The organism is Vreelandella neptunia, assembly GCF_022489065.1.
GTDB lineage: Bacteria > Pseudomonadota > Gammaproteobacteria > Pseudomonadales > Halomonadaceae > Vreelandella > Vreelandella neptunia_A.
The window spans coordinates 103,281-117,567 of the sequence record NZ_JAKVTW010000008.1 but is presented as its reverse complement, the minus strand read 5'-3'; the positions used below and the strand labels follow the sequence as shown (position 1 = coordinate 117,567).

Annotated in this window: 11 protein-coding genes; 5 read left to right on the top strand and 6 right to left on the bottom strand. The window is 55.2% G+C overall.

Features of this window, described 5'->3' with window-relative positions:
* Window positions 1-11: 11 nt before the first annotated feature.
* The 4 genes from MLE19_RS12440 to cysP are packed head-to-tail and all read right to left on the bottom strand — an operon-like array spanning window position 12 to window position 3,821.
* Window positions 12-1,106, bottom strand: coding sequence for a sulfate/molybdate ABC transporter ATP-binding protein (locus MLE19_RS12440; protein ID WP_240718500.1), 1,095 nt, complete (start codon window positions 1,104-1,106; stop codon window positions 12-14).
* Complete coding sequence (gene cysW / locus MLE19_RS12435; protein WP_240718499.1) at window positions 1,103-1,930, bottom strand: sulfate ABC transporter permease subunit CysW; 828 nt, start codon at window positions 1,928-1,930, stop codon at window positions 1,103-1,105. Before cysW ends, MLE19_RS12440 begins: the two co-directional genes overlap by 4 nt.
* Window positions 1,930-2,784 carry a sulfate ABC transporter permease subunit CysT gene (cysT, locus tag MLE19_RS12430; RefSeq protein ID WP_240718498.1) on the bottom strand — a complete coding sequence of 285 codons (855 nt, stop codon included), beginning with the start codon at window positions 2,782-2,784 and terminating at the stop codon, window positions 1,930-1,932. The genes cysW and cysT overlap by 1 nt, the downstream gene beginning before the upstream one ends.
* Before the next feature lie 26 nt (window positions 2,785-2,810).
* Complete coding sequence (cysP, locus tag MLE19_RS12425) at window positions 2,811-3,821, bottom strand: thiosulfate ABC transporter substrate-binding protein CysP (protein ID WP_240718497.1); 1,011 nt, start codon at window positions 3,819-3,821, stop codon at window positions 2,811-2,813.
* A 277-nt stretch (window positions 3,822-4,098) separates the two neighbouring features.
* Here cysP and rpe point away from each other — a divergent pair, with 277 nt between their 5' ends.
* Window positions 4,099-4,794 (top strand): ribulose-phosphate 3-epimerase, encoded by a 696-nt coding sequence (gene rpe / locus MLE19_RS12420; RefSeq protein ID WP_240718496.1) that lies wholly within the window; start codon window positions 4,099-4,101, stop codon window positions 4,792-4,794.
* Between the two features lie 34 nt (window positions 4,795-4,828).
* Here the strand turns inward: rpe and MLE19_RS12415 are convergent, their stop codons facing one another.
* Window positions 4,829-6,127, bottom strand: a complete 1,299-nt coding sequence (locus MLE19_RS12415; protein WP_240718495.1) for an NAD(P)/FAD-dependent oxidoreductase — start codon at window positions 6,125-6,127, stop codon at window positions 4,829-4,831.
* 162 nt (window positions 6,128-6,289) lie between these two features.
* Here MLE19_RS12415 and MLE19_RS12410 point away from each other — a divergent pair, with 162 nt between their 5' ends.
* Both MLE19_RS12410 and trpE read left to right on the top strand, forming a co-directional pair.
* A complete protein-coding gene (locus tag MLE19_RS12410) occupies window positions 6,290-7,033 on the top strand; it encodes a phosphoglycolate phosphatase (RefSeq protein ID WP_240718494.1) in 744 nt (247 codons plus the stop codon).
* A gap of 2 nt (window positions 7,034-7,035) precedes the next feature.
* Window positions 7,036-8,523, top strand: coding sequence for an anthranilate synthase component I (gene trpE, locus MLE19_RS12405; RefSeq protein WP_240718551.1), 1,488 nt, complete (start codon window positions 7,036-7,038; stop codon window positions 8,521-8,523).
* A gap of 35 nt (window positions 8,524-8,558) precedes the next feature.
* Here the strand turns inward: trpE and MLE19_RS12400 are convergent, their stop codons facing one another.
* The gene (locus tag MLE19_RS12400; RefSeq protein ID WP_240718493.1) at window positions 8,559-9,479 is read right to left on the bottom strand and encodes a metal ABC transporter substrate-binding protein; all 921 of its coding nucleotides are present in this window, start codon (window positions 9,477-9,479) and stop codon (window positions 8,559-8,561) included.
* A gap of 195 nt (window positions 9,480-9,674) precedes the next feature.
* On the opposite strand from MLE19_RS12400, the gene MLE19_RS12395 reads away from it, so the two are divergent.
* The gene (locus tag MLE19_RS12395; RefSeq protein WP_240718492.1) at window positions 9,675-11,426 is read left to right on the top strand and encodes an NAD(P)H-dependent oxidoreductase subunit E; all 1,752 of its coding nucleotides are present in this window, start codon (window positions 9,675-9,677) and stop codon (window positions 11,424-11,426) included.
* Window positions 11,423-14,212, top strand: a complete 2,790-nt coding sequence (gene fdhF / locus MLE19_RS12390; RefSeq protein ID WP_240718491.1) for a formate dehydrogenase subunit alpha — start codon at window positions 11,423-11,425, stop codon at window positions 14,210-14,212. Before MLE19_RS12395 ends, fdhF begins: the two co-directional genes overlap by 4 nt.
* Window positions 14,213-14,287: the final 75 nt, after the last annotated feature.

Sequence of the window (14,287 nt, the reverse complement as noted above, 5' to 3'; positions counted from 1 at the left end):
CTATTAAAACGTTAGGCGACGCGTGTCTGCTCCGTCGTTTTCTCAGTGACTTTGGGAAAGCGGCGCCAGTGGCGGGGGTGAGCGAATAAGCGTTGCCCCCGGCGTAGTGCCAAGTGTTCAAAGTCAGTGTGGCGCACGGTGGCCAGCCAAGGCTGGGCGAGCCAGTCCGCTTCCAGCTCCACGCGCACTTCGGCTCCTACTGGCGAGATCGCCGTGATAGTGACCGGCAGATGGCTTTCCGAGGTCGGCTGCTCGGTTAAGCGTACTTCATGAGGGCGTAGCAACAGCTCCTCATGGCCATCGGGTAGATCAACGTGCCAGTAGGCGTCACCACAGGTCAACACGCCATTGCTCACTTTGCCTTCCAGATGATTTACATCGCCTAAAAACTCAAACACAAAGCGATTTTTTGGCGTGCGGTAGAGCTCATCGGGAGTATCGATTTGCTCAATGCGGCCATTGCTCATGACGACGACGCGGTCGGAAAGCTCCAGCGCCTCTTCCTGGTCGTGGGTTACAAAGACACTGGTGAAATTGAGTTCGTCGTGCAGGTGACGCAGCCAGCGGCGCAGCTCCTGGCGTACTTTGGCATCCAAGGCGCCAAACGGTTCGTCCAAGAGCAGTACTTCAGGCTCCACCGCTAAGGCGCGGGCCAGCGATACGCGCTGCTGTTGGCCGCCTGAAAGTTGGGCAGGGTAGCGGTCAGCCAAGTGCTCTAATTTAACCATTTCAAGCAGTCGGAATACTCGTGCGCGAATCTCACCGCTGCTGGGTCGGCGTTTGCGTGACAGCACGGTAAGCCCAAACGCCACGTTGTCGTAAACGCTCATATGGCGGAACAGCGCATAGTGCTGAAACACGAAGCCGATGCGGCGATCACGCACGTGCACGTTGGTGACATCGCGATCGCCAAACAGGATTTGGCCCGGTTGGGCAGTCCGGTCGGCATTTTCCAGCCCAGCAATGATTCGTAGCAGCGTGGTCTTGCCTGAGCCCGAAGGGCCGAGTAGGCCCACAAGCTCGCCTTCATGAATATCAAGGTTAATTGGCTCTAACGCCTGAGTATTGCCGAAATGTTTGGCGATGTTGTTCAAGCGAATGCTCATGCAAATGCCTCCCGGCGTGAAGCGCGCCATTCCAGCCCCGCCTTGGCGGCAAGTGTCAGTAGGGCAATCAATGCGAGTAAGGCCGCGCAGGCAAAGGCCCCCACGGCGTTATAATCCTGATACAACTGCTCAAGGTGCAGTGGCAGCGTATTAGTTTGGCCACGAATGGCGCCCGACACCACTGAAACGGCACCGAATTCCCCCACCGCGCGGGCGTTAGTGAGAATGACGCCGTAAAGCAGCGCCCAGCGAATGTTGGGCAGCGTGACGCGACGAAAGGTCGTCCAACCTGATGCGCCTAGCGTCACGGCCGCTTCTTCTTCACGCGAGCCTTGGGCCTGCATTAGCGGAATCAGCTCCCTGGCAACAAAGGGGCAGGTAACAAAAATGGTTACCATCAGAATGCCCGGCCAGGCAAACATCAGTTGAATGTCGTATGTATCCAGCCAACTACCTATCCAGCCATTGCGGCCATACAGCAGCAGGTAGATAAGGCCGGCCACCACGGGGGAGACCGCAAACGGGATATCGATCAGTGTCTGCAGAATGCGTCGGCCTGGAAAGCTGAAACGCGTGACCAGCCATGCCAGCGCAACGCCAAATACCAGGCATACTGGGATAGTTAACAGCGCAATCATCAGCGTTAAGCCAATGGCATGCAGCGTGAAGGTGTTACTGACATTGGTCCAAAAGACCATCACGCCTTGAGAGAACGCCTGAGCAAAAATAGCGACCAGTGGCAGTAACAAAAAGAGCGCTGACAGCACCAGAGCGGTAGCAATCAGCAGCCGCCGGATAAGCGGCGCATCACCAATTCGACGCATTACCCCTTACCTCCATGCAGACGACGCACAAACCGTCCCTGCCAAATGTTAATAGCCAACAGTAGCGCCAGCGATACGAACAGCACGACCGACGCAATCGCCGACGCACCTGCATAGTCATACTCTTGCAGCTTGACGAAAATCATCAGCGCGGTGATCTCGGTTTCGTAAGGCATATTGCCAGCGATAAAAATAATCGCCCCGAACTCACCCAGCGAACGTACGAACGCCAGACCCGTACCGGTCACTAAGGCAGGCCAAATGTGCGGCAAAATCACACGGCGAAAAGCAACGCCGTCAGTCGCCCCAAGTGACATAGCGGCTTCGTCTACTTCCGCAGGCAAGTCTTCCAGCACTGGTTGAACGGTGCGCACCACAAAAGGAATGCTGGTAAAGGCCATGGCCAGGGCGATGCCCACCCAGGTATAAGCGACTTGAAAACCTAGTGGTTCCAGCAATCCACCCATCCAACCACTGCCGGCATACAGGGTTGCCAGCGTAATACCCGCCACCGCGGTAGGAAGCGCGAAGGGCAGATCCATTAGGGCATCGAGTAAGCGCTTGCCAGGAAACTCATAGCGCACTAAAACCCAGGCCAGTAACAAGCCAAATATGGCGTTAACCAGTGCTGCCACTGCCGCAGCGCCAATGGTGACCATGTAGCTTGCTACCACACGCCCTTCGGTAATGATCGCAAAATATTCGGCCAGACTCAGCTCGGCAAGCTGACCAAACAAGCCTGTAATGGGAAGCAGTAGCACCAGCGAGATAAACAGCACGCTGATACCCATAGAAAGGCCAAAACCCGGCAGCACGCGTGTGCTGCCGGTTCGCCAGGTTGCGAGTTGACTCATAGTTCAGGCTGGCTCATAGGTGAATATTAGCGGCGCTGTAACTGGTCGAGAAGGCCACCGCTGCCGAAGTGAGTCTCCATTGCTTCATCCCAGCTACCGAACACGTCATCTACTTCGAGTAGTTCGGTTTCAGGGAACTGGTCAGCAAACTCTTCGACCACGGCTTCGTTATGCACCCGGTAGTTGAAACCCGCGAGCAGGCGCTGAGTCTCTTCGGTGTAGAGGTACTCAAGGTAGCTCTGGGCCAAGTCGCTGTTGCCGTTGCGCTCAGCGTTTTCGCCGACAACGGCAACCGGAAACTCGGCTAGAATGCTGACCGGCGGCACGATCACTTCGTAATCGTCGCTGCCGTACTCGCTGCGAATGTTGTTAACTTCTGACTCGAAACTAATCAGCACATCGCCAATTTCACGCTCGATAAAGCTGGTAGTTGCCCCACGGCCGCCGGTATCGAAGACTGCTACATTGGCTAAGAAGGTACGCATGAAATCTTCGATTTGCTCTTCATCGCCATCGAATTCGTTCTCAGCAAAGCCCCAGGCAGCTAGATAGGTGTAGCGGCCGTTACCTGAGGTTTTCGGATTAGGAAAAACGACGTCTACATCTTCTTGGACCAGATCGTCCCAGCTTTCGATGCCTTTAGGGTTGCCTTTGCGTACTAAGAAAGCAGTGGTGGAGTAGTAAGGCGATGCATTGTTCTCAAACGCGTCCTGCCAATCTTCTGCTACAAGGCCCGCATCCGCGAGTACTTGCACGTCGGTCACTTGGTTAAAGGTCACCACATCGGCTCGTAGGCCTTGCAGGATGGCACGGGCCTGTGCAGAAGAGCCGCCATGTGACTGGCTAATCGCGATCTCTTCACCGTGCTCTTCCTGCCACCACGCTTGAAATTCAGGGTTGATCGCGGCAAACAGCTCGCGAGCGATATCGTAGGACGAGTTGAGCAGTTCCCGCTCTTGGGCAACGGCGGGGCCGCTAACCGTAACGCCAAGAGCAATGGCAATCAGGCTGCGGCGGAACATGGTGGGCAGGGTCATAGAGAAACTCCTTCAAGCAGTAAGCGCAAAATATCGCCAAATAGGGATGTCGCAATATCGGCAAGGTTAAAACGATCAATGTGGAATTACAATCATGTTTTATATTCTATTTAAGAATATGCGTGTGATGGCTGTGCTTTGTCGCTGTTAAGTCCTTGGCGCGTGGTTCTGATAGGCGGCTCTGATAAGATAGGTGTTTGGCTTTGCTCTCTCGCCAGTGCTCAACGGCATGGAGGGTGGCTACTCTCATCGTCTGATTAATTAGCAGGAATGTAATATGACCGCTGCGCATGATTTTTTAATTGCCCCCTCGATTTTATCGGCCGACTTTGCCCGGTTGGGTGAAGAGGTCGATAACGTGCTGGCTGCAGGCGCGGATGTGGTGCACTTTGATGTAATGGATAATCACTATGTGCCCAACCTCACCATCGGCCCGATGGTGTGCAAAGCGCTGCGTAAGCACGGAGTGACTGCGCCCATTGATGTGCATTTGATGGTCAAGCCAGTAGACCGCATGATCAGTGATTTTATTGAAGCGGGCGCAAGCTATATTACCTTTCATCCGGAAGCGTCTGAGCACGTTGACCGTTCGCTACAGTTAATCCGTGATGGCGGCTGTAAGGCAGGCCTGGTGTTCAATCCAGCCACGCCGCTCTCCTACCTCGACTACGTGATGGATAAGGTCGATATGGTGCTGCTAATGAGCGTCAATCCCGGGTTTGGTGGACAGTCATTTATCCCCGGGACTCTCGACAAGCTGCGTGAAGCGCGGGCGCGCATTGATGCATCAGCGTTTGATATTCGCTTGGAAATCGACGGTGGGGTGAAAGTGGACAACATTGCCGAGATTGCCGCAGCGGGGGCCGATACCTTTGTGGCTGGGTCGGCGATTTTCAGCGCCCACCAAGCCAGCGACCCCCACGGATATGACTCTGTGATTAAGCAACTGCGGGCGGCGCTGGCAACGGCATAACGAGAGCAGTAAAACTTAGAGAACAACGGGGCGTTTAGTGCAATTTCATACGTGGTTTTAAATACGTATTGAGTTTGTCCACCAGCCAGGACAGCCCCGTTTTTGGCGCCCCGTGAATCGAGAGCTGATGCGTACGATATAACGAAGCATAAGCTTTTCGTGCCAGCCAGCCTTCTAAGAACAGTCCTTTGGAGGCGCCGCTCCGCATTAAATTGCCCACCGCATCATAGCGCGCCAGCGACACCAGTGAGCCATGATCACGGTAGCTAAAGTCATGTAGCGGCTTCTCTTCCAGCTTATTAACCAGATTTTTGGCTAACAACTTGGCTTGTTGATGCGCTGCTTGAGCGCGAGGAGGCACGGTACTGTCGTCTCCCATCGGACAACTGGCGCAGTCGCCAAGCGCAAAGATCCGCTCATCGTCAACACTTTGAAGAGTCCGTTTTACTTCGATCTGGTTCTTCTTGTTAGTGGTCAGGCCAAGCTCTGTAAGAAACTGTGGCGCTTTAATGCCCGCTGCCCACACATTAATATCTGTCTCTATTTCTTCTCCATCGTTGGTAACCAACTGGTGCGCTTGGGCCTCTTTTATCGCTGTATCGGTATGAACGGTGACGCCCATGCTTTCCAGCTGTGCTCTGACCGTTTGGCTGACCCGTTCAGATAGTCCCGGCAGCAGGCGCGGTGCTGCTTCCAGTAGATGGACGCTTATATGCTGATGGTCGATAGCCGTCACGCCATAGGCATTGAGCATACGTGATGCATCAAAGAGCTCGGCGGCAAGTTCCACCCCCGTCGCGCCGCCGCCAACGATCCCAATGGTCAGTTGAGTGTGTTGGCGCAAGTTGGGGTCGGTATAGCGTAGAAAGGTATTGATCATGTCACGCTGAAACGCTTTCGCCTGTTGAGGCGAATCAATGAAGTGACAGTGTTCGGCCACGCCGGGGGTGCCAAAATCGTTAGAAACGCTGCCCAGTGCCATTACCAAATAATCATAGCTTAGCTCCCGAGCGGGGAGTACCTCTTCACCATCTTCATCAAGGATGGGGGCTAACTGCAGCATGCAGTTTTCGCGGTCTATACCCGTTAGTGAACCACGCTGGTAGCGGTAAAAGTGAGCCGATGAGTGCCCGCGGTAATCCACTTCATCCATACTGGAGTTCAGCACGCCAGTGGCCAGTTCGTGAAGCAGCGGTTTCCAAACATGGGTGTTGTTACGATCGAGTAGGACAATCTCTGCGCGTTTACGCTTACCTAAGGTACGTCCTAGGCGCGTAGCAAGGGCTAGCCCGCCTGCGCCGCCGCCGACAATCACAATTCTGGGGATGGCCATCATTATCTCCTTGGCTAAATTAGCCCAAGCATAGAAGTTTCTTCGGCTTCTTACTAATGCGAAAGTTTGCCTTGAACAGGTAAGATGGTCGGCTTACAAGTCGGACTATCCTGAAAGTTCACCTTTAAGTGTGACGGTGCCAGTGAAGGTGTTAAGCCGCGAATGAAGCAAGAGGGTAATGATAAGGTGCATTCAATACTATATTCAGGACTACATTCTGTCCTTCAGGGTAAACGGCTGATTGCGTTCGATTTGGATGGCACCTTGATTGATTCAGTGCCTGACCTTGCTGCTGCGGTATCGCGCACGCTAAATGAGCTCGATCTCGATGAGCCGAGCGAAGCAGAGGTGCGTGATTGGGTTGGCAATGGTGCGCCGATGTTAGTCGAGCGGGCATTAACCTGGGCGCTTCAAACAGCACCTGAATCAGCGTTTCAAGAGCGTGCCTTTCAGACTTTTATGGCGCACTACGGCGCGGCGCCCAATGCGCTTACGACCCTCTATCCTGGCGTCAGACAAACGCTTCGGGCACTGCATGATAACGGCCTGACACTCGTGCTGATCACCAACAAACCAGCGCGTTTTATTGAGCCAATTTTGAATCACTTCGAACTGCTGGACTACTTTACGCTATGCATTGGCGGTGATTCGCTGTCTGAAAAGAAGCCTCACCCTTTGCCATTGTTGCACGCTGCTGATACCTACCAAATATCCACGTCAGAATGTGTGATGGTGGGTGATTCTCGCCACGATATCGCTGCCGGTAAGACGGCAGGCTTCACGACCGTGGCGTTACCCTACGGCTATAATCACGGCGAGCCCATCGAAGATAGCCACCCTGACTTAGTGCTCTCTTCGTTAACAGAACTGTTGATGACTGTACCCCACGCGACAAGGACCGCTTAATGATGACCCCGGAATATTTTCACGAGCTTAGCCAAGCAGGCTACAACCGAATTCCTGTTTCGCGTGATGTACTCGCTGATCTTGATACGCCGCTATCCACCTATTTAAAGCTGGCGAATACGCCCTGGACCTTCTTATTCGAGTCGGTACAGGGCGGTGAAAAATGGGGTCGATACTCGATGATTGGCTTGCCGAGCCATGAGCGCATTGAAGTGCGGGGCTTTACGGTTCGCCATATCAAAGAGGGGGAAGCCGTCGGCGTCGCCGAAGTGGAAGATCCGCTGGCATGGATTGAGACATTCCAGAGCCGTTTCAAAGTGCCCAAGCTAGATGACCAGCCACGTTTCGACGGCGGCCTGGTCGGTTACTTCGGTTACGATACGATTCGCTATATTGAGCCGCGACTACGCGGCGGGGCGGATAAGCCGGACCCGCTAAACGTGCCCGATATTCTGCTCATGGTGTGCAATGACTTTGTGGTGTTCGACAATCTTTCCGGGCGCTTGACGATCTGGACCCACGTTGATCCTGCCGAGCCGGAAGCCCTTGAGCGTGGCCAAGCGCATTTGAAACATCTCGAAACTCGCCTGCGCGAAGCGCATATCAGCCCTAATAACGCAGGCAGCGGTCGACAGCCGGTGAAAGAGAGCGATTTTAACTCCGGCTTTACCGAGCAGGGATTTAAAGCCGCCGTTGATAAAATCAAAGAGTACGTACTGGCCGGCGATATTATGCAGTGCGTGCCTTCTCAGCGTATGTCGATTCCTTATCAGGCATCACCGTTGGATCTCTACCGCGCTCTGCGCAGCCTCAATCCATCGCCGTATATGTTCTTTTTTAACTTGGATGATCACCACGTGGTGGGATCGTCGCCCGAAATTCTGACGCGCATGGAAGAGGGTGAGGTGACGGTAAGACCGATTGCCGGTACCCGTAAACGCGGTAAAACTGAAGAAGAAGATGACGCCCTCGAAGCAGATTTGCTAGCTGACCCTAAAGAGCTAGCCGAGCACCTGATGCTGATCGATTTAGGACGCAACGATGTGGGTAGGATTTGCCAAACGGGCAGTGTCGAAGTGACCGACCAGATGGTGGTCGAGCGCTACTCTCACGTCATGCATATCGTCTCTAACGTGACGGGCAAATTGAAGCCTGGGTTAACCGCGATGGACGCGCTGCGGGCTACTTTCCCTGCGGGAACCGTGTCAGGGGCGCCTAAAATTCGTGCACTGGAAATCATTGATGAAGTAGAGCCGGTTAAGCGCGGCATTTACTCCGGGGCCGTTGGCTATCTCTCCTGGCACGGCAATATGGATACTGCGATTGCCATTCGTACCGCAGTGATTAAAGACGGGCAGCTTCACGTACAGGCTGGCGCAGGCATTGTGGCCGACTCTGTACCCGAAATGGAGTGGCAGGAAACGCTGAACAAAGGGCGTGCGATTTTCCGTGCGGTGGCCATGGCTGAGCGGGGGTTAGATAACCTGTAATTGCGCCGTGCTCTGATAAATAACGCTACGGCCAATCACTCGGCCGTAGCGCCTCCCAGAGCGGTGTGCAGGACTTCCGCGTTATGGCGCAGCATGGATGAGTAGTTGGCGGCTGGGCCATCGGCACCACTAAGCGAATCGACATACAGCGGGCCAGCGAGAGGGAGCGATGCCTCCCGTGCCAGGGCATCCATATGGATGCTAGGTATCGTGCTTTCAAAAAATAGCGCCGAAGGGCGAGGACGATTCTCCGCAAGGTATTCGCTCATCTTGGCCATTGCCTGGGCACTGCCTAGGGTCTCGTGATTAACACCCCAAACGCCGAACGCTTCAAAGGTAAAGGCGCGGGCGAAGTAGCCAAGGCCCGCTTCGCTAGTCAGCAATCTGCGATTGGTTTGGGGAATGCCCTCCAGCCGCTCTTTGACCTCCTGATTTAGAGTGGCCAACGCCTTGCGAGCTTCTTCCGCGCGTGCATAAAACGCATCGGCCTGTTCGGGCAGGTGCTCGGCCAGCGTCCCCGCGATGACATCTATGTAGGCGGCTGCTCCGTCGGGATCCATCCACATATGGGGGTCTGGCTCGCCTTTGTATTGCCCAGTCGAGATCATTAGTGGCGAATAATCGGCTTTTTTAGCCACTTCCACTAGCGTCAATTGGTCGTCAGACATCGCTTCCACATGGCGTATCCAGGGCTCCAAGCCCAGCCCGTTATAGAACACAACATGGGTCTCTTCTAACGCGAGGACATTGGGCGGTGTTAATTCCCAGCGGTGAACGTCTTCACCTGCAGGCACAATGACGCTCACGCTGACCATGTCTCCCGCTACCCGTTTAACCAACTCCTCCATAACTGAAAATGAGGCCATAACGCGTAGTGATGTAGAGGCAAAAGCTGGCGCAGCACTCAGCAGCGTGACTAATAAGAGCGTACATACCCAGGTAACCCGCTTTGACATCCCACGCTCCTAACTGGCTAAAAAAATATTGCAGAAACCGCCGCAAAGGACGGCAGATAATAAAGACTGTGCTGGCCCGTTGCCAGTTCCCACCCAAGCGAAAACGAGAGAGAGGTATTAGCCAGGGAAGGATTCCCTCTAAGGGCAAGTGCCACTATGCTGAACAGTATTACACTCCTAAGCATAGCGTGCCTCATGACTGACCAAACGGTTTCTTCTTTGCGGCCTCGGCGCGGCCACCCCAAAGGCCGCGATTTATCGCCAGTAGCGCTAGTAACCTTAAGAGCGCTGCTGGGTGATGAGCGGGTGCAGCCTGGATTGCGCCAACGCGATCAGTTACTTGAGCATTTGCATGCTATTCAAGACGCCCACGGCTATTTGTCGATGATCGAGCTGCGTGCACTAGCCGCGTATATGAATTTGCCGATGGCAGCAGTGTACGAGACCGCTACCTTTTACGCCCACTTTGATGTGATACACGACGGTGAAACGCCCCCGCCGGATACCACGGTGCGGGTATGCGATTCACTCTCTTGCCAACTAGCTGGGGCAGCTCAACTGAAAGCTAAACTGGACGCGGGCTTTGATCCTGAAACGGTGCGCGTTCTTAGGGCTCCCTGCATGGGGCGTTGCGATAGCGCACCCGTGGTGGAAATAGGGCATCACCATGTGCAGTTTGCGACGCCGGAAGGCGTAGAAGCCATTGTGGATACGGGCCACTTTCATCCAGAAGCGATTTTATGGCAACGCCTGGACACCTATCAGAAGGAGGGCGGCTATCAGCTTTTGGCCGAATGCCGGGCAGGCAGCATAGGCATTAATGCACTCATGACCACACTAGAAAGTGCGGGCTTGAGAGGGCTTGGCGGCGCAGGCTTTCCCACCTTTAAAAAGTGGCAATTTGTGCGCCAGGAACCTGGACCCCGTTACTGCGTCATCAATGCTGACGAGGGCGAACCGGGCACATTTAAAGACCGCTACCACCTCGAAAAATCACCTCACCAGTTTTTAGAAGGTGCTCTTATCAGCGCCTGGGCGATTGAGGCTCAGGCTCTGTATATTTATTTACGCGATGAGTATCCCGGCTTGAATCGCGTGCTGCGTGAAGCGATTGCCGAGATTGAGCGCGCGGGGCTGAGTGAAGCCGGCTATATCGTATTGCGCCGCGGTGCCGGGGCCTATATTTGTGGCGAAGAGTCGGCGCTGATTGAGTCGCTGGAAGGCAAGCCCGGCAAGCCACGTCACCGCCCGCCCTATGTAGCTCAGCAGGGGCTATTTGGCCGCCCGACGTTGGTCAATAATGTTGAGACAGTGTATTGGATAGCACCGATTTGGCATAGAGGCGCCGACTGGTTTGCCAAGCAAGGCCGCAACGGTCGTTCTGGGCTACGCAGTTTTTCCGTCTCTGGTCGGGTCAAACATCCGGGCGTACATTTGGCCCCTGCGGGCATTACACTGCGCGAACTGATTGATGAGTACTGCGGCGGCATGGCCGAAGGGCATCAGTTGTCAGCTTACCTGCCTGGTGGTGCATCGGGCGGTATATTGCCCGCCAGCAAAGCGGATATCCCCCTGGATTTCGATACGCTTCAGGATCATGGTTCCTTTATTGGCGCGGCGGCAGTGATCGTGCTCTCCCAGCAGGATAACTTGCAGGCGGTGGCGACCAACTTGCTGGCATTTTTTGCCGATGAGTCCTGCGGGCAGTGTACCCCTTGCCGTGTAGGCACAGAAAAAATGCTGACCCTGCTGGAGCGTGACGATTGGGATGTTGGCCAACTCACTCGGTTGGCGCAGGTGATGCAGGACGCTTCGATTTGCGGTTTGGGTCAAGCAGCGCCCAATCCTGTGCTGGGGCTGCTGAAAGATTTTCGAGCCGAGCTTGCTCAGCAGCAGATTATTGTCAGCGATGCCGCAAATCATGTTTCTGAAAGGGGTACGCCATGACTGCTTCTTTTGCGTTAACACTGGATGGTCATGAAGTCACCGCTTACTCCGGTGAAACCCTATGGCAGGTCGCCAAACGCGCCGGAGAAACCATTCCCCACCTCTGCTTTAAAGACGCCCCCGACTACCGAGCCGATGGCAACTGCCGCGTTTGCATGGTTGAAATTGAGGGCGAGCGTGCTTTAACGGCGAGCTGTCTGCGTGAGGCCACGCCTAATATGGTGGTGCACAGTGCTCAATCGGAGCGCGTAAAAGTCGCGAGGGAAGGCGTGCTGGAACTGCTGATGGCGGATCAGCCTTCTCGTGAGCGGAGCCCAGATCGCTCCAGCCACTTTTGGGCCATGGCCGACCAGTTAGGGGTTGCAGAAGACGCCGTAAAAGCCTGGCTACCACCTCGACGTGAAGCGTTGGTGAGCCTGGATAAAGCAACCGATACCAGCCATCCTGCCATGCAGGTCAATTTAGACGCCTGCATTGAGTGTACGCTCTGCGTGCGCGCCTGCCGTGAAGTGCAGAGTAACGATGTTATTGGCATTGCTCATCGCGGCGCTGCGTCCAAAATTGTGTTCGATTTTGACGACCCCATGGGCGCAAGCACCTGTGTCGGCTGCGGCGAGTGCGTTCAGGCATGCCCGACAGGCGCTTTAATGCCAGCGACGCTGATGAATGCCACAGGGCAGGGCGATTCAAAGGCAGTAGACCGCCAAATAGATTCAATATGCCCATACTGCGGCGTGGGCTGCCAGCTGACCTACCACATCAAAGACGATGCCATTGCTTATGTAGAAGGACGCGACGGCCCCTCCAACCACAACCGATTATGCGTAAAAGGCCGTTTTGGCTTTGATTATCCTAATCACCCCGCGCGATTGACCACCCCGCTGATTCGCAAGCCCGGCGTTCCGAAAAGCTTGGATCCTAGCTTTGATCCAGCCCAGCCGCTCACCCACTTCCGTGAGGCGACCTGGGAAGAGGCACTGGCGGCTGCGGCAGGCGGTTTGGTTGCGCTTAAAACCGAGCGTGGCCCCACAGCACTGGCAGGGTTTGGCAGCGCCAAGTGCTCTAATGAAGAGGCCTGGCTGTTCCAAAAATTGGTGCGCACCGGCTTTGAAAATAACAACGTCGACCACTGTACGCGGCTGTGCCATGCAAGCTCCGTTGCCGCGTTAATGGAGTGTTTGGGATCAGGGGCGGTGACCGCCTCGTTTATGCAGGCGCTGGAAGCGGATGTCGTGATTCTTACTGGCTGTAACCCGGCAGTTAATCATCCCGTGGCCGCGACGTTTTTCAAGCAGGCTGCCAAGAACGGCACCGAGATCATTATTCTCGACCCACGGGGCCAGGCGCTAGATGCCTACGCCACACTGAGCGTGCGTTTTAAGCCTGGCGCCGATGTGGCGCTGTTCAATGCCATTCTCCACGTGATTATTGCCGAAGGGCTGTATAACGAGGCGTACATTGCCGAGCATACCGAGGGCTTTGAAGCGCTGAAGCAAAGTGTGGCATTGAGCCCGCCGGAAGCCATGAGCGAGCTATGCGGCGTAGAGCCTGCCGTGATTCGTGATATTGCCCGGCGCTACGCCAATGCCGAGAAGGCGATGATCTTCTGGGGTATGGGTATTTCTCAACATACCCACGGCACTGACAACGCTCGCTGCCTAATCTCGCTGGCGCTAGCCTGTGGTCATACTGGCCGCCCCGGCACCGGGCTGCATCCACTGCGCGGGCAGAACAACGTACAGGGTGCCTCGGATGCAGGAATGATCCCGATGGTGCTGCCGGACTACCAGCCAGTAGGCGATGCTCAACTTCGCTCCGCTTTCGAAGAGCTGTGGAGCATGCCGCTGGATGCCCAGCCGGGCCTAACGGTGGTGGAAATTATGGATGCCATTCACGCAGGCCTAGTGCGTGGCATGTACATTCTGGGCGAAAACCCGGCAATGTCTGACCCGGATTTACACCACGCCCGTGCGGCGCTGGGGAAACTTGAACACTTGGTGGTGCAGGATCTGTTTGTTACCGAAACTGCGCAATTTGCCGATGTGATTCTGCCCGCTTCAGCTTGGCCGGAAAAAGAGGGCACGGTAACCAACACCAATCGTCAGGTTCAACTGGGGCGTGTGGCTCTGCCGCTGCCCGGTGAAGCCAAACCCGACTGGTGGATTATTCAAGAGATCGCCAATCGCTTCGGTCTGGGTTGGGAGTACCAGCATCCTAGTGAAGTGTTTGAAGAGATGAAGCAGGGTATGGCTTCGCTGAATCACATCAGTTGGGAGCGCTTAGCGCGGGAGGGCTCGGTCACCTATCCCTGCGCTGCCGATGATGCCCCTGGTCAAGACGTGGTGTTTAGCGATGCTTTCCCACGTGCAGGAGGGAAAGCAAAATTTGCCCCTACACGGCCTTTACCGCCGGATGAGCCGGTGGACGACGACTACCCAACAGTGCTGACCACCGGGCGACAGCTGGAGCATTGGCATACAGGGTCGATGACGCGGCGCAGTGTCGTATTGGATGCGCTGGAGCCTGATGCCGTCGCCAGTCTTTCACCTGGTGAGCTCATTCGTTTGGGTGTTTCGCCGGGTGATCCGCTCACCATTACGACCCGACGCGGCACGATTACACTCGCCGCACGGGTCGACTCGAAAATTCCCGATGGCATGGTGTTTGTGCCGTTTGCCTACGCCGAAGCTGCCGCCAATTTGCTCACCAATCCGGCCCTTGACCCCTACGGCAAAATTCCCGAGTTCAAATACGCCGCCTGTCGACTGACGCGGGGCGGCACTTAACCCCTGCAATAGACCGCTTGGTTGCGGTATCATCGAGCAATTAGCAATTTCACCAACGCAATGGGGTAAGCGTGG